Source organism: Actinoallomurus sp. CA-150999, from assembly GCF_050942425.1.
Classification (GTDB): Bacteria; Actinomycetota; Actinomycetes; order Streptosporangiales; family Streptosporangiaceae; genus Actinoallomurus.
This window is the reverse complement of the sequence record NZ_CP192063.1, coordinates 4,839,286-4,864,530: the sequence shown is the minus strand read 5'-3', so window position 1 is coordinate 4,864,530 and position 25,245 is coordinate 4,839,286. Positions and strand designations below refer to the sequence as shown.

The 25,245-nt window shown below is 71.2% G+C and carries 21 protein-coding genes; 12 read left to right on the top strand and 9 right to left on the bottom strand.

Going from position 1 to position 25,245, the window contains the following annotated elements; genetic code table 11:
- Nucleotides 1-2 precede the first annotated feature (2 nt).
- A complete protein-coding gene (locus ACQP2O_RS22690; protein WP_433188537.1) occupies nt 3-944 on the top strand; it encodes an EamA family transporter in 942 nt (313 codons plus the stop codon).
- A gap of 48 nt (nt 945-992) precedes the next feature.
- Nucleotides 993-1,991, top strand: coding sequence for a COX15/CtaA family protein (locus ACQP2O_RS22685; RefSeq protein ID WP_433188534.1), 999 nt, complete (start codon nt 993-995; stop codon nt 1,989-1,991).
- 57 nt (nt 1,992-2,048) lie between these two features.
- Here the strand turns inward: ACQP2O_RS22685 and ACQP2O_RS22680 are convergent, their stop codons facing one another.
- From ACQP2O_RS22680 to ACQP2O_RS22660, 5 genes are all read right to left on the bottom strand, one after another.
- A complete protein-coding gene (locus ACQP2O_RS22680; RefSeq protein WP_433188531.1) occupies nt 2,049-3,116 on the bottom strand; it encodes an alpha/beta hydrolase in 1,068 nt (355 codons plus the stop codon).
- A gap of 214 nt (nt 3,117-3,330) precedes the next feature.
- Nucleotides 3,331-3,690: a hypothetical protein gene (locus ACQP2O_RS22675; RefSeq protein ID WP_433188528.1), complete on the bottom strand. Its 360-nt coding sequence runs from the start codon at nt 3,688-3,690 to the stop codon at nt 3,331-3,333.
- A gap of 13 nt (nt 3,691-3,703) precedes the next feature.
- Complete coding sequence (locus tag ACQP2O_RS22670) at nt 3,704-4,831, bottom strand: GNAT family N-acetyltransferase (protein WP_433188525.1); 1,128 nt, start codon at nt 4,829-4,831, stop codon at nt 3,704-3,706.
- 166 nt (nt 4,832-4,997) lie between these two features.
- Nucleotides 4,998-6,710 (bottom strand): DNA polymerase/3'-5' exonuclease PolX, encoded by a 1,713-nt coding sequence (gene polX / locus ACQP2O_RS22665; RefSeq protein WP_433188522.1) that lies wholly within the window; start codon nt 6,708-6,710, stop codon nt 4,998-5,000.
- Between the two features lie 69 nt (nt 6,711-6,779).
- Nucleotides 6,780-7,397, bottom strand: a complete 618-nt coding sequence (locus tag ACQP2O_RS22660; protein WP_433188519.1) for a GntR family transcriptional regulator — start codon at nt 7,395-7,397, stop codon at nt 6,780-6,782.
- 140 nt (nt 7,398-7,537) lie between these two features.
- Here ACQP2O_RS22660 and pdhA point away from each other — a divergent pair, with 140 nt between their 5' ends.
- Genes pdhA through ACQP2O_RS22645 form a run of 3 tightly spaced genes read left to right on the top strand, consistent with a single transcriptional unit; the run spans nt 7,538 to nt 10,883 of the window.
- A complete protein-coding gene (gene pdhA, locus ACQP2O_RS22655; protein WP_433188516.1) occupies nt 7,538-8,596 on the top strand; it encodes a pyruvate dehydrogenase (acetyl-transferring) E1 component subunit alpha in 1,059 nt (352 codons plus the stop codon).
- A gap of 11 nt (nt 8,597-8,607) precedes the next feature.
- On the top strand, nt 8,608-9,603 hold the full coding sequence (locus tag ACQP2O_RS22650; RefSeq protein WP_433188513.1) for an alpha-ketoacid dehydrogenase subunit beta: 996 nt from the start codon (nt 8,608-8,610) through the stop codon (nt 9,601-9,603).
- Between the two features lie 8 nt (nt 9,604-9,611).
- Nucleotides 9,612-10,883, top strand: coding sequence for a dihydrolipoamide acetyltransferase family protein (locus tag ACQP2O_RS22645; RefSeq protein WP_433188510.1), 1,272 nt, complete (start codon nt 9,612-9,614; stop codon nt 10,881-10,883).
- Between the two features lie 67 nt (nt 10,884-10,950).
- Here ACQP2O_RS22645 and ACQP2O_RS22640 read toward each other — a convergent pair whose 3' ends face one another.
- From ACQP2O_RS22640 to ACQP2O_RS22630, 3 genes are read right to left on the bottom strand one after another with little or no spacing between them, the layout of a single operon-like run.
- A complete protein-coding gene (locus ACQP2O_RS22640) occupies nt 10,951-12,048 on the bottom strand; it encodes a glycosyltransferase family 4 protein (RefSeq protein WP_433188507.1) in 1,098 nt (365 codons plus the stop codon).
- A 3-nt stretch (nt 12,049-12,051) separates the two neighbouring features.
- Nucleotides 12,052-12,903 carry a hypothetical protein gene (locus ACQP2O_RS22635; RefSeq protein WP_433188504.1) on the bottom strand — a complete coding sequence of 284 codons (852 nt, stop codon included), beginning with the start codon at nt 12,901-12,903 and terminating at the stop codon, nt 12,052-12,054.
- On the bottom strand, nt 12,900-13,811 hold the full coding sequence (locus ACQP2O_RS22630) for an ABC transporter ATP-binding protein (RefSeq protein WP_433188502.1): 912 nt from the start codon (nt 13,809-13,811) through the stop codon (nt 12,900-12,902). The genes ACQP2O_RS22635 and ACQP2O_RS22630 overlap by 4 nt, the downstream gene beginning before the upstream one ends.
- A gap of 134 nt (nt 13,812-13,945) precedes the next feature.
- On the opposite strand from ACQP2O_RS22630, the gene ACQP2O_RS22625 reads away from it, so the two are divergent.
- The 6 genes from ACQP2O_RS22625 to ACQP2O_RS22600 all read left to right on the top strand — a co-directional run bounded on the left by ACQP2O_RS22625 (nt 13,946) and on the right by ACQP2O_RS22600 (nt 21,001).
- Nucleotides 13,946-15,139: a sensor histidine kinase gene (locus ACQP2O_RS22625; protein WP_433188499.1), complete on the top strand. Its 1,194-nt coding sequence runs from the start codon at nt 13,946-13,948 to the stop codon at nt 15,137-15,139.
- The gene (locus ACQP2O_RS22620; protein ID WP_433188496.1) at nt 15,136-16,302 is read left to right on the top strand and encodes a sensor histidine kinase; all 1,167 of its coding nucleotides are present in this window, start codon (nt 15,136-15,138) and stop codon (nt 16,300-16,302) included. Before ACQP2O_RS22625 ends, ACQP2O_RS22620 begins: the two co-directional genes overlap by 4 nt.
- Nucleotides 16,299-16,955, top strand: coding sequence for a response regulator (locus ACQP2O_RS22615; RefSeq protein ID WP_433188493.1), 657 nt, complete (start codon nt 16,299-16,301; stop codon nt 16,953-16,955). Before ACQP2O_RS22620 ends, ACQP2O_RS22615 begins: the two co-directional genes overlap by 4 nt.
- A gap of 90 nt (nt 16,956-17,045) precedes the next feature.
- Nucleotides 17,046-18,698: an FAD-dependent oxidoreductase gene (locus ACQP2O_RS22610; protein ID WP_433188490.1), complete on the top strand. Its 1,653-nt coding sequence runs from the start codon at nt 17,046-17,048 to the stop codon at nt 18,696-18,698.
- Nucleotides 18,699-18,728: 30 nt separating this feature from the next.
- Nucleotides 18,729-19,946, top strand: a complete 1,218-nt coding sequence (locus tag ACQP2O_RS22605; protein ID WP_433188487.1) for a cytochrome P450 — start codon at nt 18,729-18,731, stop codon at nt 19,944-19,946.
- Between the two features lie 113 nt (nt 19,947-20,059).
- Nucleotides 20,060-21,001 (top strand): hypothetical protein, encoded by a 942-nt coding sequence (locus tag ACQP2O_RS22600; RefSeq protein WP_433188484.1) that lies wholly within the window; start codon nt 20,060-20,062, stop codon nt 20,999-21,001.
- Nucleotides 21,002-21,188: 187 nt separating this feature from the next.
- Here ACQP2O_RS22600 and ACQP2O_RS22595 read toward each other — a convergent pair whose 3' ends face one another.
- Entirely contained in the window at nt 21,189-24,476 is a 3,288-nt protein-coding gene (locus tag ACQP2O_RS22595) for a GH92 family glycosyl hydrolase (protein ID WP_433188481.1), read from the bottom strand.
- Between the two features lie 294 nt (nt 24,477-24,770).
- Here ACQP2O_RS22595 and ACQP2O_RS22590 point away from each other — a divergent pair, with 294 nt between their 5' ends.
- Entirely contained in the window at nt 24,771-25,238 is a 468-nt protein-coding gene (locus ACQP2O_RS22590) for a DUF2871 domain-containing protein (protein WP_433188478.1), read from the top strand.
- The last annotated feature ends 7 nt before the right edge of the window (nt 25,239-25,245 follow it).

The window sequence follows — 25,245 nt, the reverse complement described above, 5'->3', positions numbered from 1 at the left end:
GCATGGCGCTCGCTGACACCCCGGGTTCCTACGGCCGCGCCGGATGGTTCCGTTCCCGCCCCGCCGGTCCCCGGTTGTCCCTGGGCTCGGTGCCGCCGCCGGCCCTGATCATTCTCGGCATCGTCTCGGTGCAGGTCGGCGCCGGCCTGGCCAAGAACCTCTTCGGCCAGATCTCCCCGGACGCGATCGTGACGCTGCGCCTGCTCACCTCGGCCGTCGTCCTCTCGGTGATGGCCCGCTCCGCGCTACGCGACCTGCGCCGCGCGCACTCCCTGCGGGACCTCGGGATCGCCGTGCTGTTCGGCCTCACCCTCGCCGGCATGAACTTCAGCTTCTACCAGGCGATCGCCCGGATCCCGCTCGGCGTGGCGGTGACGATCGAGTTCCTCGGACCGCTCACCGTCGCGATCGTCGCGTCGCGACGCCGGCTCGACCTGATCTGGGCGGTCCTGGCGCTGGGCGGGGTGGCGCTGCTCGCCCGCGGCAGCGGGGACATCTCACTGACGGGCGTGGCGTTCGGGCTGCTCGCGGCGGTCGGCTGGGCCCTGTACATCCTGCTGAGCGGGGCGACGGGCAAGCGGTTCTCCGGATCCACCGGCCTCGCGATCGCCAGCGTCGTCGGGGCGGCCGCCATGATGCCGGTCGGGATCACCACCGGCGGATCGGCGCTTCTCGACCCGAAGATCCTGCTGATCGGCCTCGGCGTCGGCCTGCTGTCCTCGGTCATCCCGTACAGCCTGGAGCTGGAGGCGCTGCGCCGGATGCCGGCCCAGGTGTTCGGCATCCTGATGAGCCTGGAGCCCGCGGTGGCGGCCCTGGTCGGCCTCGTCTTCCTCGGCGAGATCCTCCAGTGGCGCGAGTGGCTCGCGATCGGCTGCGTCATCGCCGCCTGCGTCGGCGCCACCCGCTCCCAGCAGTCCCCACCCGAAGCCCCCGAGGCCTGACAGGGACCCGGATCCGGGGCATGGGCGGGCGCTCGTACGATGAAGGACGTGCGATCCGATAACCCGCTGACCCGGCTCCGTGACCTCGTGTGGCGTCCCACGCCCGCCTCCCTGCGCGGGCTCGCGCTCTCGAGCGTGGTGGGCAACGCCTTGATCATGGCGACGGGCGCGGCCGTGCGCGTCAGCGGTTCGGGTCTCGGCTGCCCCACGTGGCCGAAGTGCACCGGTAGCAGCCTGGTGCCGACGCACACCCCGGAGCACTCGGCCGTCAACATGGCGATCGAGTTCGGCAACCGGATGTTGACCTTCCTCGTGCTCGCGCTCGGCGCGCTGGTGTTCGTCGCGGCGCTGCGGCTGCGTCCCCGGCGCCGTGGCCTGGTGGGGCTGGCCGCGATCCAGCCGTTCAGCGTGGTGGCGCAGGCGATCGTCGGCGGCATCGTCGTTCTCACCGACCTGCACCCGGTCGCGGTGACCGTGCACTTCCTGCTGTCGCCGGCGATTCTGGCGGCGGCCGTGGTCCTGTGGGTGCGCGCGGACGAGGGCGACGAGCCGGCCCGGAGCCTCGTCCGCCAAGAGCTCGTCTGGCTGGGGCGCGCCCTGACGGGTGTCGTGTTCCTGCTGCTGGTGGCCGGCACCGTCGTGACCGGCACCGGACCGCACGCCGGCGACCCGAAGGCCCGGCGCTACGACTTCCAGATCGAGCAGGTCGCCCAGCTGCACGTCGACATCGTCTGGGCCACGGTCGGGCTGACCTTCGCCCTGCTCCTCGGCCTCCGCCTCACCAGTGCCCCGACGCGCGTGCAGCGGCGGGCGCTCGAGCTCCTGGTGGTGGAGCTGGCGCAGGGCGTCATCGGCTACGTTCAGTACTTCACCAACGTCCCCGGCACGCTCGTCGTCGCGCACGTCCTGGGCGCGGCCCTCGTGTGGATCGCGACCCTGCGCGTGGTCTTCGCGCTCCGCGACCGCGGCCCCATGCCCGCCGCCCCGGCGCCGGAGCCCCCGGCCGCCACCCGCGACACCGCTCCGGCCGCCTCTCTCGGCACCTGACACGGCCGCGCTCCGGCCCCGTGGGGCCCTCTCGGGCTCAGGGGGCAGGGGCGGGGCTCAGGAGGCGTGGGTGAGCTTGGTGGTGAGCCATTGGAAGCACTTGGGGAGCATGGCGGTCCAGACCCCGATGTTGTGGCCGCCGCGCGGGACCACGTAGGTGTAGACGATCGAGGGCGGGCGGGCCGCCTTGACCATCGTGTTCACCGCGTTCGTGGTGCCGGGGTCCTGCTTGCTGGCGGTCAGGAGCAGGTCGATGGGCGGGTGCCTGGTCTCCAGGAGGGCGGGGACGTTCTCTCCCTGCACTTTGGCGAGCGCCGCCGTGGACGGGGTGAAGTAGCCGGACATGCTGACGCCCGCGCGGAACAGGTGGGGGTACTGCGCGGTGAGCTTGGCGGCGCAGTACCCGCCCGTCGAGTAGCCCATGGTCCCCCAGGCGTCGCGGTCGGGCAGGGCGCGGAAGTTCTCGGTGACGATGCGCCGGACGTCCTCGGCGAGCCAGGTGGCCACCTTGGGGCCGTGCGGCACGTTGGCACACTCGGTGTCGTGGCCGGGGACCACGGTGATGGTCGGCGCGACGAGGATGTACGGCTGCGCGGCGCCCTTCTTCATCGCCTCCTGCAGCTTCTTCGGCCCCTGCATGGTGTGGAGCCAGGTGACCGGTGTGCCGGGGAAGCCGGGGAACAGCTCGATGACGGGGAACCGCTGCTGCGGGTGCTGCTGGTACTGCGGCGGCAGCCACACCCAGACCTTGCTGCGGATCCCCGACTTGGCGCCCACGAGCTCCGCCGAGAAGGTGTTCTTGCCGTGGTCGGGCCGGAAGTCCTTGCGGAGGCGCTTGGACAGACCGCGCCCCAGGGGCTCGGATCCGCCGTTCTGCTGCTGGATGGGCGCGTCGGCGCCGTTCTGACCGGTCAGGTCGCTCCACGAGGCGAAGAACTCGAAGTGGTCGTTCAGGCCGACGCCCGCCACGAGGACCGCCGTCACCTGGCTCAGCACGATCAGCGAGACCCTCACCGGCCAGGCGCCCGTGCCTCGCACCCGCCCCCACAGCAGCGCACAGCCGACCGGCGCGGCGACCGCGAGCAGGATCGACAGGACGAGCAGCGGCCAGCCCAGCAGACTCACCCGTGGCCTCCCCGAAAGGCATGGAACTGAGCATCGCCGCAACAGAAGCTGGATGGCGGCTCAATATGCGTGTATCGCGGGCCGATCGTAGGGGCCCTCAGGTTCACCTTTGCTTGATCACAGGTGTCCTTCGCGTGTACTCCGCGTTCACCTGACGTGAAGGTTGCCGCCCGGCCCTCCCGGCGTGGGACACCCGGGTGCCGCGGTGGCACGATCACGCAGGCGTGACCGTCGAGGTTCGGCCGAGCCGCACCGGCGGATCGGTCAGGATCCGCGCGTCCAGGATGTCGTACCACCGGCCTTGCTCGGTACGGCGCGTCTCCCACTTCGGGTCACGGCTCTTGTCCGCGACCGCCCGGCGGTATGCGCCCCAGGCCGCTTCGTCGGCGAACGCGACGAAGTGTTCGACGCAGTGGACGTCGGGGCCGATGGTGCGCACGAACCAGTCGGTCTCCAGCACCATGTCGAGCCCGTCGTAGAACCAGTCTTCGCGGTCCCGTACCCACTCCCAGAACTCCGGCAGATTCTCCTGCGCGTAGGGGGTCGGCCGGAACGTGTACACCAGGTAGATCACTTCATGCCCTCTCTCAGAACCACTGCTGCCACGAGGCGTCGAGCGCCTCGGGCCGGGACCGGAAACGTTCGCGCCAGGAACCGGCGACACGGGAGTTGTGCGCCGCGACGTCGGCGTCGGATACCAGGTCGGGCAAGCCGTCAGCCGAGGCGACCACCATCGCCAGCGGGAACAGTCGTGCACCGCGGCGGACCTTGGCCTCCCACGCCGACACCGACAGATGAATCCGGCGAAGACCGTGGGCGGCGGCCCAATTCACCGCCGCGTAATGCGTCAGCACGTAATAGGCGAACGGTGGCGCATCCTCATCGACTCCCCAATAACGGCCATAAAGCCAATCGTGATGCCGATAAAAGACGGCGGCGGCGACGATCCGGCCCTCATGTCGGGCGAGGCAGACGACGGCGTGACGTGCCACCCCCGCGGTCTGCTGGGCGGCCAGCACGCGGCGCATCCGCTCGATGCCGCCGCCGGATCCATATCGTGCCCGTGTTCCCGCGACGAGTTCGGCGATCCGGTCGGGCGCCGCATCGGCGAGCGATCGCCATTCGACCGTGCCGCCGTGCGCTTCGAACGCCCTGGACTCCCGCCGCCACTTGTTGCGGTCCTCGCGCCGGGCGGTGTCCGCCAAGCCGTCCATGCCGTCGGCGGGAACGTGCAGCATCGTGTCCGCCGTCTGCAGCAGGGCGCGGGCGCCGGACGCCGATCCGGCCAGCTCACGTGCTGCCGGCCCTGGCAGGTACGGCCAGACGACCCCGGCCGCCCCTCGGCGCCGGGCCTCCGCGCGCGCCTCCGCCAGCAGTGCGCGGAGAACTTCCTCCCGCCGTTCTCCGGGGGCGCACGGCACCGCGTTGGCGGTCGCCCGCCGGCCGCCGATCCACAGGAACGGCCGACCCCACGGCCCGGCCAGGCCACCGGCGAGCGCGCTGAGGGAGAACAGCTCACGGTCGGCCGGATCGCCGCCCCAGGTGGGTGCCACGCCCGCGATGCCGCCTGCGGCCCTGGCGACGATCACCGGGTCCGCGCCGTGCGCGAGTTCCAGCGAACGGATCCATTCGTGGCTCGAATAGAACCCATCGGGCCCGATCAGGGCGTCCCATTCGCCGGCGGATACGGTTTCGGCCGTGGCGACTTTCGTCACCTGAAGGTCGCCGATCCGCCCACTGCGGCCGATACCTACGCCCAAGGAAAATTCACTCCGTTCCGCTCGAACGGAGACACGCTAACCGATCAGATCATCGGTTGAACATTAAACTTCCTTGCGATTAAAAATGTCATCGCCAGGTCGATGACGCATATCGGAATGTTCAGCCGACATTAAGGTAAGCGCGCAGGCGCTCCAACGGCCAGGTGTTAACGACGTCGTCCGGGGTGAGCCAGCCGCGCTGGGCCGTGCCGACGGCGTAGCGGAGGTTGTCGAAGTGGCCGGGGGCGTGCGCGTCGCTGTCGATGGCGAACTTCACGCCGTGCCGCCGGGCGTGCCGGATCAGATCGGCGGGCAGGTCGAGACGGTCGGGGAAGGCGTCGATCTCCAGGATCGTCCGGGACCGGGCGCACGCCGCGAACACGGCCTCCCAGTCGGCGTCGACGGGGGCGCGGCGCCCGATGCTGCGGGCGGTGGGGTGGCCGAGGACGTGGACGTGAGGGTTCTCCACCGCGCGGACGATCCGGCGGGTCATCTCCTCCCGGTCCTGGGTGAAGTGCGAGTGGACCGACGCGACGCAGATGTCGAAGCCCGCCAGGAACTCGGCCGGCCAGTCGACCGCGCCGTCGGGGTCGATGTTCAGCTCGGTGCCGTGCAGGAGCGTCATGTCCGGGTAGCGCTTCTGCAGCGCCCGCACGGCCTCCCGCTGGGCGAGCATCTTCTCGTCCGTCATGCGCTGCATGAACAGGTTCGGCGCGTGGTCGGTGATCGCGTAGTACTCGTTGCCGCGCGCGGCCGCGGCGGCGACCATGTCCTCCAGCGAGGCGACGCCGTCGGTCAGGTTCGTGTGGGTGTGCAGGTCGCCGCGGAGGTCGGCGAGCTCGACGAGGCGGGGCAGCTCGCCGCGCAGCGCCGCCTCGATCTCCCCCTCGTCCTCGCGCAGCGGCGGCGGGATCCACGGCAGGCCGAGCCGCGCGTAGACGTCCTCCTCGGTGGCGGAGACGATGAGCTCGCCGGTCTCGACGGAGAACAGGCCGTACTCCGACAGCTTCAGCCCGGCGCGGACGGCCATCTCGCGGGTGCGGACGTTGTGCGCCTTCGACCCGGTGAAGTACTGCAGCGCCGCGCCCCACGCCTCCGGCGGCACGACGCGCAGATCGACCTGGAGCCCCTTGACCGTACGGACGGAGGTCTTGGTCTCGCCGCTGCCGATGATCTCGGTGACGAAGGGCAGGGCGGTGAACGCCGCCATCAGCGGGCCCGAGTCCTCGGCGGTGGCGAGGATGTCGACGTCGCCGACCGTCTCCCGGCATCGCCGCAGCGACCCGGCGTACGCGCACCGCCCGGCGAGCGGGGACAGCTCGGCGACGATCTCCTCGGCCAGCTCGGTGGCGACGTCCATGAGCGCCCGCTCGCCCGCGTGCCGCAGCAGCTCGATGCCGTGGAGGATGTTCTCCTCGGTCTTGGCGCCGAAGCCCTTGAGGCCTTCGAGCCGGCCGGCCGGGATCGCCTCGGCGAGCTGCTCGACCGAAGAGATCCCCAGCTCCTCGTAGAGCACCATGGCCTTCTTCGGCCCGAGAGTCGGGATGGCGGTGAGGGCCCGCACGCCCGCCGGGATGCGCTCGCGCAGCGCCTCCAGCTGCCGGATCGTGCCGGTCTGCTGGTAGTCGAGGATCTTCTTGGCGATCGCCTCACCGACGTTGGGGATCTTCCGCAGGCCCTTGAGGTCGAGCCGGGTGACGTCCTCCGCATATCCGCCGATGGCGCGTGCCGCCTTCTCGTAGGCACGCACCTTGTACGCGGCCTCACCGGTGATCGAGAGCAGGTCGGCGAACTCCTGGAACAGAGCCGCGACGTCGTCGTTAGGGCGCCCCATGCTCCTGATCCTAGAAGGCACCCCCGACGTTCTCCGGCCCGGCGGCGAGGGCGGCTCTCACGACCGCCGTCAGGGCGCGTAGCTCATCACGTGGGCGTGGAGCAGGCGGCCGACGCTCGGGTCCTGACGGCGGAACGCCTCGGTGATGTCGGTATGCTCGGCGGCCTTGCCGCACAGCTCGGTGCCCCGGCGCCGCAGCGACAGGGTCGTCCAGACCTCGATACCGAGCGACTGCCACACCGAGCGGAGCAGACGGTTGCCGGACGCCTCCACGATCTCGCGGTGGAACGCGATGCTGTGCCGCATGACCTCTCCCGGGTCCGTCGCCGCGGCGAGGCGCGCGATGTGGACCTCGAGCGCGTCGACCCGGCCGGCCAGCCGGTGAACGGCGAGGTCGGCGGCGGTCTCTTCCAGCCCGGCGCGGACGGGGAAGACCTCGGCGAGGTCCTCGTCTGTGAAATCGCGCACTCTTGCGCCGCGGTTGGGCAGCGTCTCGATCAGCCGGAGAGCCTCGAGATGACGCAACGCCTCACGGACGGGCGCCTGGCTGACGCCGAGCTCGACGGCGATGCGGCGCTCGACGATACGCTCACCGGGTGCCCACCGGCCGGAGGTGATGCCGTCGATGAGCACCTGGCGGATCTGGTCGCCGAGGCCGGTACGCACCAAAGCGGAAGAGGCGTTCATGTTACTCCATGGTAGCTGCCGCTAACGTGGACGAACTCTAATATGACTGATCTATGATCGATCATTGATCGCCTCCTGATTGTATGGGCGCAAGTCATGGGAACCCCATCGCAGCGCCCGAGCACGAAGGGAAGACCTCGATGGGTGACACCAAGACGAGGACTCCGGCACGCCGGACCCGGACCCGGAAGGCGCGACCCGAGCCGGAGACGCTCGTCGCGTACTACCGGCAGATGCTGCTGATACGCAGGTTCGAGGAACGCGCCGCCCGCGCATATACCGAAGCCAAGATCGGTGGCTACTGTCACCTGAACCTCGGCGAGGAGGCGACGGTCACCGGGCTGATGGCGGCGCTGGAGCCTCGTGACTACCTGTTCACGAACTACCGTGAGCACGGCTACGCCCTCGCCCGCGGCATCGACGCCCGCCGGGTCATGGCCGAGCTGTACGGCCGCAGCACCGGCGTGTCCAAGGGCTGGGGCGGGTCGATGCACATGTTCGACCTGGACGCGCGGCTGCTCGGCGGGTACGGCATCGTCGGCGGGCAGCTCCCGCTCGCCACGGGCGCGGCGCTCGCCGTGTCGTACAAGGGCGGCGACGAGGTCGTCATGTGCCAGATGGGCGACGGGACGACCAACATCGGCGCCTTCCACGAGTCGCTGAACATGGCCGCCCTGTGGGACCTGCCGATCGTGTTCGTCGTCATCAACAACGGCCTGGGCATGGGCACCACGGTCGAGGCGTCCTCGGCCGAGCCGGAGCTGTACCGCCGGGCCTCCGCCTACCGCATGGAGAGTGCCCGCGTCGACGGCGCCGACATCGTCGCCGTACGCGAGGCCGCCCACGCGGCGGTCGAGCGGGCCCGCGCCGAGCAGAAGCCGTTCCTGCTGGAGACGACGAGCCCGCGCCTGCGCGGCCACTCGGTCGTCGACCCGGCCCGCTACCGCACGGCGGAGGAGAAGGACGCCCTCAAGGCCGCAGATCCCCTCGCCCACTTCGCGCTGGAGCTGGAGGAGGCGGGTGTCCTCGACGCGGAGGCTCGCGACAAGCTCGACGCCGAGGTGAAGGCCGAGGTCGACGACGCCGCCGCGTTCGCCGACGAAAGCCCGCACCCGGACGTGTCGACGCTGTTCGACTACACCTACGCCAGCCCCGTACGGGGCGAGTCCCGCCGCCTGCCGGCCGACCCGGTCTTCTGAGGAGAATCCACATGGCGACCATGACCTACCGCCAGGCCCTCCGGGACACCCTGCGCGACGAGATGCTGCGCGACGAGAACGTCTTCGTCATGGGCGAGGAGATCGGCGTCTTCGAGGGCTCGTACAAGATCACCGAGGGGCTGCTCAAGGAGTTCGGGCCGAAGCGCGTCCGCGACACCCCGATCGCCGAGGAGGGCTTCGTCGGCGCCGCGATCGGCGCGGCCATGCTCGGCCTGCGCCCCGTCGTCGAGATCATGACGATCAACTTCTCGCTGCTGGCGCTCGACCAGATCGTCAACCACGCCGCGAAGATCTACGGCATGTTCGGCGGGCAGTGCAGCGTCCCGATGGTGATCCGCACGCCCGGTGGCGGCGGGCAGCAGCTCGGGGCCACCCACTCGCAGAACGTCGAGCTGTTCTACTCCTTCATCCCGGGCCTGAAGGTCCTCGCCCCCAGCACGCCCGCCGAGGCGTCGGCGATGCTGCGGGCGGCGATCCGCGACAACGACCCGGTGCTGTTCCTGGAGAACCTCGCGCTGTACAACACGCGCGGCGAGGTGCCCGAGAACCTCGAGGACCTCGAGCCCGCCGAGATCGGCCGCGCCGCCGTGACCCGGCCGGGCACGGACGTGACGATCGTCGCGTACTCGCGGATGGCGCACGTCGCGGCCGAGGCCGCCGAGAAGCTCGCCACCGACGGCATCAGCGCCGAGATCGTCGACCTGCGCAGCCTGCGCCCGCTCGACCGGGAGACCGTCGTCGAGTCGGTCCGCCGCACCGGCTGCGCCGTCGTCGCCGAGGACGACTGGCTCACGTACGGCATCGGCGCCGAGATCGCCGCGACGATCCAGGAGGGCGCGTTCGACTGGCTCGACGCGCCGGTCCGCCGGGTCGCCATGGCCGAGGTGCCGCTGCCCTATTCCAAGCCGCTCGAACTGGCCGCCCTGCCGTCGGCCGAATCGCTCGTCACCGCCGTCCGCGACACCGTCCGCGCGACCGGCCGTTAGGAAGATCCATGTCCGACATTCTCATGCCCCGCCTGTCCGACACCATGGAGGAAGGCGTCATCAGTTCCTGGCACAAGAAGCCAGGCGACAAGGTGAGCGCCGGGGACTCCCTCGTCGACATCGAGACCGACAAGGCCCTCATGGAGTACGAGGCATACGAGGACGGCGTGCTCGGCGAGATCCTGGTCGCCGAGGGCGAGACCGCCACCATCGGCACGCCCATCGCCACCCTCGTCGGCGCGGGCGAGACCGTCCCGGCCGCGCGGCAGGCGCCGGTCACCGAGGCGGCCTCCGCCGCTCCTGCGGCGACCGTGGCGGCCCCGGCTCCGGCTCCAGCCGCGACCGCGCCCGCCCCGGCGCAGGCCGTCGAGACCGCGCCGGCCAACGGCACCCGGTCGCGCCCGCCGTCCTCCCCGCTCGCCCGGCGGCTCGCGCGGGAGAACGACATCGACCTCACCTCGCTGTCCGGCTCCGGCCCCGGCGGCCGGATCGTCCGCGCCGACATCGAGGCCGCGCTGAAGAACGCCCCGGCCGCGCCGGCGTCGGCCCCCGCGCCCGCTCCGCAGGCCCCGGCGCCCGCGGTGGCGGAGGACCCGGACGTCGAGCGGGTGCCGCTGAGCCGGATCCGGAAGGTCACGGCCCGCCGGCTGACCGAGAGCATGCAGACGACGCCGCACTTCTACCTGACGCGGATCATCGACGTCGGCGCGCTGCTCGCGTTCCGCAAGACGCTGAACGAGGCCCTCAACCCGGCCAAGGTCAGCGTCAACGACCTCATCGTCAAGGCGTGCGCGACGGCCCTGCGCGCCAACCCGGTGCTGAACGTCTCGTTCACCGAGGACAACCTCCTCGTGCACAAGCGCGTGAACGTCGGCGTGGCCGTTGCGCTGGAGGACGGCCTCGTGGTCCCGGTGATCCGCGACGCGGACCGCAAGAGCGTGTCGCAGATCGGCGAGGAGACCCGGGAGCTGGCCGGGCGGGCGCGCGAGCAGCGGCTCACCCCGCAGGAGATGTCCGGAGGGACGTTCACCGTCAGCAACCTCGGGATGTTCGGCGTCGACGCCTTCACCGCCGTCATCAACCCGCCGGAGGCGGGGATCCTCGCCGTCGGCGCGACCCGCAAGGACGTCGTGGTCGGCGACGACGGCGAGTTCACCGCCCGTGACCGGCTGACGCTCACGCTGTCCGTCGACCACCGGGCCTGCGACGGCGCGACCGGCGCGAAGTTCCTCGGCGAGCTGGCCGAGCTGCTGGAGAACCCGCTCCGCATCGTCGCCTGAGTCACGTACGCCGAAGGGCGCCCTTCCACGGCCAACATGGGAGGGCGCTTTTGGCTCCGTTGCTGATTCATCGGATGGCCGCTCGCGCCAGCAGGTCGCGGAGGCGCTCGTAGGAGCGGTCCCAGCTCCACTCCGCGCGGACCCACGCGCGGCCCTTCTCCCCCATCGCGCCCGGGTCGGTCAGCAGCTCGACCAGCCGGTCGGCGATGGCCGGCACCGACCGCCCGTCGACGACGTGCCCGGTCTCCCCGTCGCGTACGGCGTCCGGGGCACCGCCGGAGTCCCCGGCGAGCACCGGCAAACCGGCGGCGGCGGCCTCCAGGAAGACGATCCCGAGCCCCTCGACCTCCAGACCCGACAACCGGCTCCGGCACGGCATCGCGAAGGCGTCCGCGGCGGCGTAGAAGGGCGGGAGGTCGTGGTGCGGGTGCCCGCCCGCGAACACCACCCCGTCCCCGGCGAGGCGGCGCAGCCGGTCCTCGTACGGTCCCGCCCCGACGATCAGCAGGGTCGCGTCCGGCACGGCGCGGCGCACGAGCGGCAGGGCGCCGATCAGCCGGTCCTGGCCCTTGCGCGGCACCAGCCGTGACACGCTCAGGATGACGGGCCGCTCCCCCAGGCCGTACCGCTCCCGGACCGCCGCGCCGCCGGCATCCGGACGGAACACCGAGGTGTCCACGCCCGGCACCAGCCGGGTCGTGCGCGTCCGGGGGCCGAACGCCCGGGCGATCCGCCGCCTCGTGTATCCGGTCAGGTACGTGACCGTGTCGACCTGGTCACCGATGCGGCGCAGCACCTGCCGCGACCCCGGCAACGACGCCCACCAGATCTCGTGGCCGTGCGTGGTGGCGACCGAGGGCAGGCCGAGCCGGCCGGCGAGCAGGCCCAGCGGCGCGGCCGCGCCGAACCACACCCGGTCGCACCCGTACCCCTTCGCCAGCGCCACCGCCGTCGCGGCCACCTCACGCGTCGGCAGCAGCGTACGGGCCCGGTCCCGCACCACCGGGAACGGCAGCCCCGCGTCGAACCGGTCCCCGTGCGGTTCGCGGGACGTGTATACGACCACCTCGCCGGGCGGGAACCGGCGCGCCAGTTCGTAGACGAACGTCTCGATGCCGCCGAGCCGCGGCGGGAAGTCGTTGGTGACGATGAGCGTGGAGCCCATGGTTCACACGTCGCGACGGTGGACGACGGTGATGGCGACGGCCGCCGAGGCGAGCGCCCACACGGCCAGTGCGATCCACGCCTCGGTGGTCGTCGTCGGATGGCGCACGGTGAAGCCGAAGCGTCCGTATCCGAGGTCGGTCAGGCGTTCCCAAGCGCTGGCGGGCAGCGCGTGCTTGATGTCGGCCGTCCAGCGGTAGTGGTCGGTGAAGAAGAGCGGCAGCAGCAGAAGGGCCGCGGCCGTGATGACCATGGTCGCCGCGCTGTGCCGGACGATCGCGCCGATGCCCATGCCGATGAGCGCGCACACCGGGGCCAGCACCGCCGACGCCGCGACCGCCTGGAACGCCCCGGGGTAGCCGATCGACATGCCGACGTGGCGTCCTGAGAGGATCGCCTGCGTCGCCCAGAAGGACGTGCCCGCGACGACCGTCCCGTAGCCCAGCATGACCACCGTCACGTCGATCAGCTTCGCCGTCACCAGCGAACGGCGAGCCGGTACGGCCGCGAAGGTGGTGCGGATCTGCCCGGTCCCGTACTCGCCCGTGAGCGTGATGGCGCCGACGCTGCCGGTGGCGAGCATGAGGAGCAGGCCGGCGCCGTCCGGGAAGGCGTCCCGCATCGCCCAGATCGGGACGAAGATGGCGCGGATGTCGGCGCCGTAGTGCGGCCAGTTGCGGTAGTCGGCGACGGCGGCGTTCACGTTCAGCCCGATGATGACCAGCCCGCTGAGGAGCAGGGTCCAGTAGGTCGAGCGGAGCGACCAGAGTTTGGTCCACTCGGCGGCGAGGAGGTCGCGGAACCGGGCCCGGGGCTCGGTGGCGGTGGGGCGGACGGTGGTGGTCGGTGCGGTCATCGGGCGTCTCCGGCTAGGTATTCGACGCTGTCGGCGGTGAGCTCCATGAACGCCTCTTCCAGGGAGGCGATGCGGGGGGCGAGTTCGTGGAGCATGATCCGGTGCTGGAAGGCGAGCTCGCCGATGCGGGCGGCGCTCAGTCCGGTGACCGTGAGCGCCCGATCGCCGTCCGGCCGGACGGTCGCGCCGTCGGCGGTCAGGACGGCCGTCAGCGACGAGGCGTCGGGGGTGCGCACGGTCACGCCCTGGGGTGTGCCGCGGGCCGCGAACGCCGCCAGGCTCTCGTCGGCGATCAGTTCGCCGCGACCGATGACGATGAGGTGGTCGGCGGTGTGCTCCATCTCGCTCATGAGGTGGCTGGACACGAACACGGTCCGGCCCTCGGCGGCCAGCCGCCGGAACAGGCCCCGGACCCATCGCACGCCTTCGGGGTCGAGGCCGTTGATCGGTTCGTCGAACAGCAGGACGGGCGGGTCGCCGAGCAGGGCGGTGGCGATGCCGAGCCGCTGCCTCATGCCGAGGGAGAAGCCTCCGATGCGGCGGCGCGCCACCTCGGTCAGGCCCACCTCGCGCAGCACCTCGTCCACCCGGCGACGCGGGATCCGGTTGCCGCGCGCCAGCGCGGACAGGTGCGCGTACGCGGTGCGGCCGCCGTGCACGTCCTGGGCGTCGAGCAGCGCCCCGACGTGCCGCAGCCCGCGCGGGCGGTCGCGGAACGGGAGGCCGGCGACGGTGGCCGTTCCGCTGGTCGGCTCGTTCAGCCCGAGGATCATCCGCAGCGTGGTGCTCTTGCCCGCGCCGTTCGGTCCGAGGAATCCGGTGACATGTCCGGGACGCACCGTGAAGGTCAATCCATTGACGGCCGTCTTAGATCCATAGCGTTTCGTCAGTCCGTTCACTTCGATCACGCGGCCAACGGTGTCGCGGGCCGGGCTCCGCGCACATCGAGCCGTCGTCGGCATTCGCGGGGCTCGCGTACCGACCGTGGTCGTACACCCGTGGTCCGATGCCGGCGCGGAGATCGCACCATTACGATTCGGGCATGTCCGCCGTGCCCCTTTCTCCCCTGCTCAGGCGCGTTCCGCCGGGCGCGTGGACGGCCGCGGCCTGGTGCGCCGGCACGGTGTTCACGTTCCTCATCCGCGTGCGGCTGCCCGGTGAGGGCATGCCCTCGGTCCAGGCCGGGGTCCTCTTCGAACGGTGGGACGGCCGGACGTGGCTGGCGGTGGCCACCGCTCTCACGCTGATCGGCAGCGGCCTGCTGCGGCGGCGGCCGCTCACGGCACTCGTCCTGTTGCTCGCCGGCTCCGTCCTCGGGACGCTCCCGCTGAGCGTCGGCGCGATCCCGTTGTCGCAGTTCCTCTCCGTCGACGTCGCCCTGTGGTTCATCGCGGCCACCGGGCAGCGCCGGACGTCGCGCGCCGCGGCCGGTCTGGCGTTCGCCACGCTGGGCGGGTACCTGGCCGTCCGGCTTCTGTCCGGGTGGATCATCGGCACCTCGACGGAGCTGGCCGTGGCGATGACCGCCGCCATCGCCTGGCTCATCGGCAACTCGGCGCACCAGGCGCGAGAGCACGCCGAGGACCTGCGCGCCCAGGCCGCCACGCAGGCGGTGACCACCGAACGGCTCCGCATCGCCCGCGAGCTGCACGACGCGGTGGCCCACAACATCGGCATCGTCGCCCTGCAGGCCGGAGCGGCGCGGAGAGTCATCGACACCCAGCCCACCCGGGCCCGCGACGCCTTGAAGGCGGTGGAGACGTCGAGCCGGGAGACGCTGTCGGGGCTGCGCCGGATGCTCGGCGCTCTCCGGCAGGCTGAAGCAGAGGCGGCACCGCTCCACGATCTACCCGGCCTGGCAGACCTCGATCGGCTGGCGGAGGCCACCACGGCCGCCGGTGTCCACGTCGACGTACGGTGGCGGGGAGAACCCCGGCCGCTCCCGCCAGAGGTCGACCTGTCGGCGTTCCGGATCATCCAGGAGGCCGTCACCAACGTCGTACGCCACGCCGACACCCGATCCTGCACCGTCTCCATCGACTACCAGGACGAGGACCTGACCATCGAGGTCACCGACGGCGGGCGCGGCCACAGCGCCACCCCCGGCACCGGCTACGGCCTGGTCGGCATGCGCGAACGCGTCGCCCTGCTCCACGGCGACTTCACCGCCGGACCACACCCCGAAGGCGGCTTCCGGGTCACGGTCCGCCTCCCTCTCCCCGTGGATGTCGCATGATGCGCGCTCCTGCGATGCGGATGAGGGGAATCGTGGCCTGGGCCGGAGCCGTCCTCTACCCCTTCGCGCTGGCCTGGTCGCAATTGGCGTCGCCGCGCATGGGACCGCAATACAGCCCGCAATACAGCCCTGCCCAGCTCATCGCGGCGATGCTGTCGATGAGCCTGCTCATCGGCGTCCTCCGGCGGGTTCCGCTGTTCGCGCTGGTCATGATGCTCCTCGGCGGTGTCCTCGTGGTCGTGCTGGCCGGGCCCCAGCGGATGGGCGCTCCCCGAACCCCGTTTCTTACCTTTCTGGTGGCGGATCTGGCTCTGGCGTACATCGTCGCCACCCGGAGCTCACGGGTCTCGACCGCTGCCGTGGTGCTGTCGCTCGTCCTGCAGTCCCTGGCCACCGCCTTCTTCTCTTCCGGGACGGATCTCACGACCAACGCCGAGATCTCCGTCCTGGCGGTGACCACGGCCTACGTGGTCGGCAGGCTGTTCCGTGAGCGCCGCGAGCACGCGGCGGCGCTGCGTTCGCGCGCAGTGGCCGACGCCGTCACCGCCGAGCGGCTCCGGATCGCGCGCGAACTGCACGACATGGTCGCGCACACCATCGGCATCGTCGCCCTGCAGGCCGGCGCGGCCAAGCGGGTCATCGACACGCAACCCACCCGGGCCCGCGAGGCGCTCGGCGAGGTCGAGACCGCGAGCCGGGAGACGCTGTCCGGGCTGCGCCGGATGCTCGGCGCGCTCCGCCAGGCGGAAGCGGAGGCAGCGCCGTTGCACGAGATGCCCGGCCTGGCGGACGTCGATCGGCTCGCCGAGGCCACCACGGCCGCCGGCGTCCGCGTCGACGTCCGATGGCACGGAGAACGACGTGCGCTCCCCCCGGACGTCGACCTGTCGGCGTTCCGGATCATCCAGGAGGCCGTCACCAACGTCGTACGGCACGCCGAGAGCCGATCCTGCACCGTGTCCATCGACTACCAGGACGAGGACCTGACCATCGAGGTCACCGACGGCGGGCGCGGCCACAGCGCCACCCCCGGCACCGGCTACGGCCTGGTCGGCATGCGCGAACGCGTCGCCCTGCTCCACGGCGACTTCACCGCCGGACCACACCCCGAAGGCGGCTTCCGCGTGACGGCCCGCCTCCCCCTACCGACAGGAGTGACATGACCGTCCGCGTTGTTCTCGCCGACGACCAGCCGCTGGTGCGCACCGCGCTGCAAATGGTCATCACCGACGCCCCCGACATCGAGGTCGTCGGCGAGGCCGGAACCGGTGCCGAGGCGGTGGAGCTGACCCAGAGCCTCGAGCCGGATGTCGTCGTGATGGACATCCGGATGCCCGGCATGGACGGGATCGAGGCCACCCGGGAGATCACGGCCGGGTCGGGTTCGACGCACGTCGTCGTCCTCACCACGTTCGACGATGACGACTACGTGTACGGCGCGCTGCGCGCCGGCGCGGCCGGGTTCCTCGTCAAGGACATGGCGCTGGACGACATCCTCGCCGCCATCCGCGTCGTCGCCGACGGGGACGGCCTGATCGCGCCGAAGGTCACGCGCCGCCTGATCGAGGAGTTCGCCGGCCGCCCGGGGCCCGTTCCAGGGCGGCGCACGCTCGACGGCATCACCGAACGGGAGCACGAAGTGCTGACCCTCGTCGGGCGCGGCCTGTCGAACTCCGAGATCGCCGCCGAGCTGGTCATCAGCATCGCCACCGTCAAGACCTACGTGACGCGGCTGCTCACCAAGCTGGACGCCCGCGACCGGGTCCAGCTCGTGATCATCGCCTACGAGACGGGCCTGGTCGCGCCCTCCCGGTGACGGTCCCCGGCTCCGGCCTGTGGCCTGCCTAAACGGCTGGAACGCAGGGTAGGTCTCGGACGGACAACGGGGGAAGGCCGCCGCGCCGGTGTGGGCCGGGTTCGCCGGGCGGTCGCGCACGACAGGGGGGAGTGCGCCGTGCGGGTGATCGTCGATCTCACACGATGTCAGGGGTACGGCCAGTGCGCGTTTCTCGCGCCGGACGTGTTCGCCATGAACGGTGAGGAAGCGCTGCTGTACGACACCGACGCGGACGAGGCGCAGCGCGAGCACGTCCTCCGCGCGGCGGCGGCCTGCCCGGTTCAGGCCATCCACCTCGACCAGATGGCGACCCAGCACCGGGGAATGCGGACGGGCACGGTCGTCTCCCCTCCGGTCGGTGACTGGTTCCGGAAGACCGGCCGGATCGTGATCGTCGGCGCCTCGCTGGCCGGGGCGCGTGCCGCGGGCGTGCTCCGCCGCGACGGCTTCACCGGCTCACTGACCCTGATCGGGGACGAGCCGTACGAGCCGTACGACCGTCCGCCGCTGTCCAAGCAGGTGCTGACCGGGCGGGTGCCCGCGGATCACACGCTGCTCCCCCGCCTGCGCGAGGTCGACGCCGAATGGCTGCCCGGCGTCGCCGCCTCCGGACTCGACCTGGCCGCCAAGACGGTACGGCTCGCCGACGGCCGCGAGATCGGCTTCGACCGGCTGCTGATCGCGACGGGTGCGCGCGCCCGGCCGTGGCCGAACCCGGAGGAGGCCGCGCTGGACGGGGTCCTCCCGCTGCGCACGATCGAGGAGTCGTCCCGGCTCCGGGAGCGTCTCGCCGCACGCCCACGCCGGGTCCTGGTGATCGGCGCGGGATTCACCGGCTCGGAGGTCGCGTCGGTCTGCCGTGACCTGGACCTCCCGGTGACCGTAGCCGAACGCGGTCCGGCGCCGCTCATCGGCGCGCTGGGCGGCGTCATCGGCAAAGTCGCGGCCGAGATGCAGCGCGCGCACGGCGTGGACCTGAGGTGCGGCGTCACGGTGGAGGCCCTGGAGGGCGACGCGGACGGCCGGCTCCGCGCCGCGCGGCTCTCCGACGGCGACACGGTGGAGGCCGACGTCGCGGTGGTCGCGCTCGGGGCGATCCGCAACGTCGAGTGGCTGCGCGACTCGGGGCTGGCCGCCGGCGTGTGGGGGGTGGCCTGCGACGCGGGCTGCCGCGCCGTCGACATCAACGGTCTGGTCACCGACGACGTCTTCGTCGCGGGCGACGTCGCGCGCTTCCCCCACCCGGTTTACAACTACCAGTTCATGACGCTCGAGCACTGGGGCAACGCGGTCGCCCAGGCCGAGATCGCCGCGCACAACATGCTCAGCGACCAGGCGCACCGCTGGCCGCACCTGTCACTGCCGGTGTTCTGGTCCAACCAGTTCGGGACCAGCATCAAGTCCGTCGGCGTGCCGACCTTCGCCGACGAGGTGGTCATCGCGCACGGCTCCACGGAGGAGCGCCGGTTCGTCGCCGTCTACGGCTACCGGGGCCGTGTCACCGCGGCGGTCACGTTCGACCGGGCGATGTGGCTGGAGTTCTACCAGGACCTGATCGAGCGGGCCGCGCCCTTCCCGCCCGAGTTCCGCGCCGCCGACCGGCCGGAGACGCTGCGGCCGGTCCCGGCCGAGATTCCGGAGCGGCTCGAGGCGACGCAGGTCACCGTGGTGGTGACCGGGCACGATCCGGCCGAACGCCGCGCCACCCTGGTGCACCGCTGACCGATGAACGAGTCACGAGGAGGCGCCGCCATGGCACCGTCCAGCGTCTTCGAGCAGATCCTCGACCAGTCCCACCGCGCCGACCCGTACTCCCTGTACGCCGAACTGCGCAAGACGCCGGTGGAGCGGCAGGAGGACGGCACCTATGTCGTCAGCGGCTACAAGGAGATCGTCGCGCTGCTGCACGACCCGCGCATCAGCTCCGACCGTCGCAACCGCCCGCGGCCGCCCGGGTCCGAGGAGGAGCCGACGGGTCTGCCCGGCTTCATCAGTACCGATCCGCCCGAGCACGACCGGCTCCGCGCTCTGACGATGCGCCACTTCGGCCCGCCGCATTCGCCGCACCGGATCGAGAACCTGCGGCCCGAGATGGTCCGCATCGTCGGCGGCCTGATCGACGGCGTCGCCGGCCGGACGCGGATCGACATCGTCGACGACATCGCCTACCCGTTCCCGGTGTCCGTGATCTGCCGGCTCCTCGGAGTGCCGCGTGAGGACGAGCAGCGGTTCCACGTGTGGGCCGACGCCATCGCGGAATCGATCGGCCCCGGGGAGGCGGACCGGGCCGAGCGCGAGCGGCGCCGGGAGAACGCGCAGCTCGAGCTCGGACGGTACCTCGGCGGGCTCGCCGACGAACGGCGGAAGAACCTGGGCGACGACCTGCTCTCCGGCCTGATCGGCTACGAGGGCCCGGAAGGCGCCATGTCGCCGGCCGACGTCGTGGTCACCGGCTCGCTGCTGCTCGTCGCCGGCCACGAGACGACGGTCAACCTGATCACGAACGGGATGCTCACCCTGCTCCGCCATCCGGAGATGATCCACCGGCTGCGCGACGAGCCCGATCTGGTGATCTACATGGTCGAGGAGCTCCTGCGCTACGAGCCGCCGGTACAGTTCATCTCCTCGCGGGTCGCCCTGGAGGACATCGACATCGCCGGGACCACGATCCCCAAGGGCGCGCCCATCGCCCTGGCGCTGGCAGCGGGAAGCCGCGACCCGGAGCACGTGCCCGAGCCCGACCGCTTCATCCCGGACCGCCGGTACAACGAGCACCTCGGTTTCGGCGCCGGGATCCACTACTGCTTCGGCGCTCCGCTGGCCAGGCTGGAGGTGCAGATCGCCCTCAGCGAGCTGGCGAAACGGCTGCGGAACCCCCGCCTCGTCACCGATCCGCCGCCGTACCGACCCAGCGCGGGCCTGCGAGGGCCACGCCACCTCCTCGTCGACGTCGACGGCGTCGCCGGCTGATCCGTTCGGAGCGCGCGAGGTCCCGGACGGCCGTCGGCGTACGGGGCCTCGCGAAGGGAACCGCCCACCGCGGGGATGCGTCTAACAGGCTCGTCCTCCGCCGAAAGGCCGTCATGCGCTCTCGTCTGATCGCCGTCGCCGCCGGACTCGCGCTGACCCTCACCGCCTGCGGCCAGCGGACCGCCGGCGGGTCGAGGCCCGCCAAGGACGACTTCAGGCAGCGTGCCGCGCAGGTGGTCGCGACGTGGGAGGCCGCGGGCAGGCCGAAGGCGTGGACCTCCGGCTTCGTGCCGCTCGAAGAGCTCACGCTCCTTCCGCGCGACCCCGGCTTCACCGACACCACCCGGCTCGCGTACCGCATCGGCGCCTACCGGCTCAGCGGCCGCCTGCCCGAGAACGCGCCCCGGCGCGGCACGGTCCGCTGGCCCGACGGCCGGACGCTCTCCCTTCCGCTGACCAGTGCCCGGGAGGCGTACGCGGCGCTGGACCGCGGGCCGATGAGCCGGACGGTCCCGAATAAGGCGAGCCCGGGAACCACGCCGCCGGACGCGGCGACGGGAGCGTCCGCCGTGCCGTGCCCCGAATGCGACCTCACGGTGACGGGTGCCCGGCTCGGGCCGGTCTCCCTGCACACCAGCCGAGGCGTCGCGCAGGTCCCCGCCTGGTGGTTCACGGTCCCGAAGCTGAAGAGCCCGGTCGTGCGGGTGGCGGTCCGGCCGGAGACCGTCGGCGCGCTTCCGACGCCCTCGACCGCTCCGGGAGGCGATCCCGTGTACGGGCTCGACGCGGTCCCCGGCGACCCCCTGCGGCTGCGCGTGACGGTTCTCACGCCCGACGGTAAGTGCGGGGCGCGCTCCGTCCGCAGCCGGGTCTACGAGTCGCCGCACGCGATCGTCGTCGGGAGCGCGGTGACCGGCCGCACCGGCGACTGCCCCGGTTTCGGGACGGCGCGCACTCTGGACGTCACGCTGACCGGCCCGGTCGGCGGGCGGGTGGTGCTCGACACGACCGGCCGCCCGATTCGCCTGGGTGAACACCGCCCCATCCCCGCCTGACATGACGAGGATCACCATCGCGGCAGCACCCGTCCGGCACGGCGGCGAAAGCCGCCTGGACCCCGCGCAGTAGGACGGAGGCGTTGAGACAGGCCCTGGAGGGTGCTGCCCCGGTGCGTGGGCACACCGGGGCAGCGCGGGGGTCAGGAGGCCCGGTGAGCCCGTCGGCGGGCTCACCGGGGCTCGCTCAGGAGAAGGACCAGGCGAAGACGTGCAGCGACCCTCCGCCTGACGGGGTGTTCAGCGTGACGCTCTTGACCTGCTTGCTCGCGTCGAGCGCGATCGGCGTGGCGCCGAACACGTAGATGTTGAGCTTCTGCTGGTTGCCGTCGGACCCGTTGCGGTAGGGGGTCTTGGCGACGATCTCGTTGCCGTACTGCGGCGGGTAGGCGTCGGCGCCGAGCGCCCAGTCGCTGAACTCCAGCTTGCCCGTCGCCGTCGACCCGTCGGTGTAGGTGATCGTGACCGTCGACGGCGCGTTGCCGTTGCCCGCCGAGCCGAGGAACGCCAGCTTGGACGCGCCCTTCGAAGCGTCGGGCAGGTCGACGGCCTGGCCGTTCGCCTGGATGTTGTCGAGCTGGCCGGGCTTGCGGTTCGGCCAGGTGAAGGTGAAGCCGTTCCAGGTCACCGGCCGGCCGGGGGCGAGCCCGGCCGCCGCGAGGGCCTGCGCGGAGTAGCTCCACCCGCCGCCGTCGAAGTTGGCGTTGCCCTGCTTGCCGTCGTCGGAGATGCCGGCGTTGTTCTGGTACCACTCGATCGTGCCGCGCTTGGCGACGTTGAGCGTGATGCCGGTGGTGCCCACCGACTGTCCCGAGGCGGTCAGCTCGATCGGCGCCGAGTAGTAGTCCAGCTTCTGGTCGGCGGCCACCGAGATGGTCACCTTCTGGTCGGCGTGGCCGGCGTCGGGAACCTTCAGCGTGCCGGAGGACGGCGTGACGGTGATGCCCGCCGGCGGCTTGGCGGTCCAGGTGACGGTGTCGCCCGTGCCGACGGCCTGCACGCGCAGGGTCGCCTCCACGGAGCCGCCCGGCTCGACGGACGCGTTGCCCGGCGTGGTCGCCGACAGGAACGGGCGGGCGCCGGTGCCGAAGGACGGCGGGGCGTCCTTCGGGTCGCTGCCGAAGGTGGTGTTCGGCTGGGCCCCGAGCGTGTAGTCGAGCCGGCCGCCGGAGGCGACGAACGACTCGGGCAGCCAGGCGCGGCTGGTCGCCTTGCCGCCGACCTTCAGCGACTGCACGTACTTGTCGGTGTCGGACGCCCCCGGCGCGTTGATGGTGATCTTCTGGCCGCTGGACCGTGTGACCGTGATCTGCGGGAACTCCGGGCTGTTCAGGACCATCTCGGCGCGGCCCGGGATCGCCGGGAACATGCCGAGTCCGGCGAACACCCGCCACGCCGACATCGTGCCGAGGTCGTCGTTGCCGACCAGGCCGCCCGGCGTCGGCTTGAACAGCTCCTTGCGGGCCCGCGCCACGACGTCCTGCGTCTTGTACGGCTGCCCGGCCCAGGCGTACAGCCACGGGGACTGCAGCGACGGCTCGTTGCCCAGGTAGGCGTACGGCTCGTGCGAGCCGGCGTTGAGCTTGGTGAAGAAGGTGTCGAGCCGCTTGGCCGCCTGGTCGCGGCCGCCCATCGCGTTGAACAGGCCGGCGACGTCGTCGTAGACCATCCAGTGGTACTGCGAGCCGTTGCCCTCGACGTACCAGTTCGAGTCGGCCGGGTCGAACGGCGTGAGGAAGGAGCCGTCCGCGAAGCGCGGCTGGATCCAGTCGTTCTGCGGGTTGTAAATGGTCTCCCAGCCGTGCGCCCGCTTCATGAAGTCCTGGTAGGTGCTCTTGTCCCCCAGGCGCTGGGCGAGTTGGGCGATGCCGAAGTCGGCGATGCCGTACTCCAGCGTGGTCGCCGGGTCGGCGGGCACGTAGCCGAGCTTGAGGTAGTCGGCGTTGCCGGGCCGCTCGGTGTAACTGGTGTTCTTGTCCTCCCCGACCCGGTTCGCGCCCTTGATCATGGCGGCCAGCGCGCCGTTCGCGTCGAAGTCCCGGGCGCCGAAGGCGTACATCGTCGACACGATCGAGTGGTACGGGTCTCCGTTCATGACGCCGGTGATGGTGTTCTGGTGCGACCAGCGGTCCCAGACGTCCCCGACCGAGTGCGCGTCGTTGTACATCGACTGGGCGATGTCGGCGCCCACGTCCGGCGCCAGCAGCGCGATGAGCTGTGCCTCGCTGCGGTAAATGTCCCAGCCGGAGAACGTCGCGTACTGGTGGTGGCCCTTCTTCACCTTGTGGGTGCGGTAGTCGAACCCGGTGTAGGTGCCGTCGACGTCGTCGAAGATGTACGGCTGGAGCATCGCGTGGTAGAGCGCGGTGTAGAAGGTCCGCAGCCGGTCGTCCGCGCCGCCGCTCACCTTGATCTGCCCGAGGCGCTTGTTCCACGCGGCGTGCGCGGCGTCGCGCACGGAGTCGAAGCCCCGGCCGCCGATCTCCTTCTTGAGGTTCTGCTTCGCGCCGTCGACGCTCACGTACGACACCGCGGCGCGCATCTGCACCGGCTGGGCCTTGCTGGTGTCGAACTGCAGGTAGACGCCCGAGCCCGGGCCCTTGACGGTGACGTCACGGGCGAGGGCCTGCGGGGAGCGCTGCGGCATCGGCCGGCCCTCGGGGCCGTTGTTCAACCGCCCGAAGGTCTTCTGCGTCTGCTGGGGCACCTTCGCCGGGGCGCTGCCGCGCACGGCGTCCTCACCCGGCTCCACCGAGTCGTTCTTCCACGTGCCGTACGTCTGGAAGGGCCGGTCGAAGGTCGCGGTGAAGTACACGTAGTACTTGGTGTCCGCGCCGCAGAACCCGCCGGTCTTCGCCCAGCCCGACACGGTGTTGCCCTTGACGGTGGCCTCGGCGTCGTCCACGCCGTTGATGGACCCCGTCACGTTGAGCAGCAGCGTGCCCACCTTGTCGGTGGGGAAGGTGAACCGCGCGACGCCGGCCCGCTGCGTCGCGGTCAGCTCGGTCTTCACGCCGGAGTCGAGCGTGACGGCGTACGACCCGGGTGACGCCTGCTCGTTCTCGTGCTTGAAGGTCTGGACGTAGTCGGTGCCGTGGGTGGCGGGCGACGTCGTGACCGGCCCGGAGAACGGGATGACCGGGAAGTCCTGCGCGCCCGTGCAGCCGGGCCCGGAGATGTGGGTCATGCTGAAGCCGCGCAGGCGGTTGTCCTCGTACTTGTAGCCACCGCCGGAGTTGCGGACGGTGTCGGGGCTCCACTGCATCATCCCGAATGGAGTGACGGCGCCGGGGAAGTTCATCCCGGCGCCGCCGCCGTGCCCGAAGTCGGGCCCGCCGTCCTGGGTGCCGACGAACGGATTGACGTAGGAGGCGAGGTCGGGGGCTGCCGCGTGGGCGGGGACGACCGGTAGGACCAGGGAGGTCAGGGCGAGGCCGACGAGGCCCGCCAATCGGGCACGCGAGCGTCTGAACACAACTGCTCCTCTGGGGAGGTCACAGGGTGCGCTGGCGGAGGACCACCGCAGAATCATGACAACGTTGTCACGGGTTACCGGCATTGTTGATCTGTGTCACTCCACAGTCAATGGGCAATACCGGCCACACCGATGTTCCCGAGTCACGCCGGCGTCATCGGGATCGCGATCGCCACACCCGCGATTGATTAGCGATGAGTCAACAGACGTTACCGATTCCGTCGTTGATGGCGATCGGGCGGCGCGGAAGGGTTGGGCCACTTGAGTCGAGTACCAACCCTGAGGTCAGGAACCGTGAAGAAGATCTATAACGCCGCCCACCTGTACATGATCATCGGATTGGTGAGCGGCTTCTACTACCGCGAGGTCACCAAGATCAAGCACTTCACCGGCCAGTCGCAGCTCGGCCTGGTGCACACCCACGTACTCGCGCTCGGGATGCTGTTCTTCCTCATCGTCCTGATGCTGGAGAAGCAGTTCGCCCTGAGCACGAGCAAACTGTTCGGCTGGTTCTTCTGGATCTACAACGCCGGTCTCGCGGTGACCGTCGCCATGATGACGCTCCACGGGACGCTGACCGTCCTCGGACACGGGAGCGGCGACGCCATCGCCCTCGTCGCCGGGCTGGGGCACATCCTGCTGACCGTTGGCCTGATCCTGTTCTTCATCGCCCTCGGCAAGCGCATCCCCGCCCGGCGGGAGATCGCGGACCGCGGCACGGCGCGCGGCGTCGCCCCGGCCGAGCCGCTCACCGACGGCTGAACCGCGC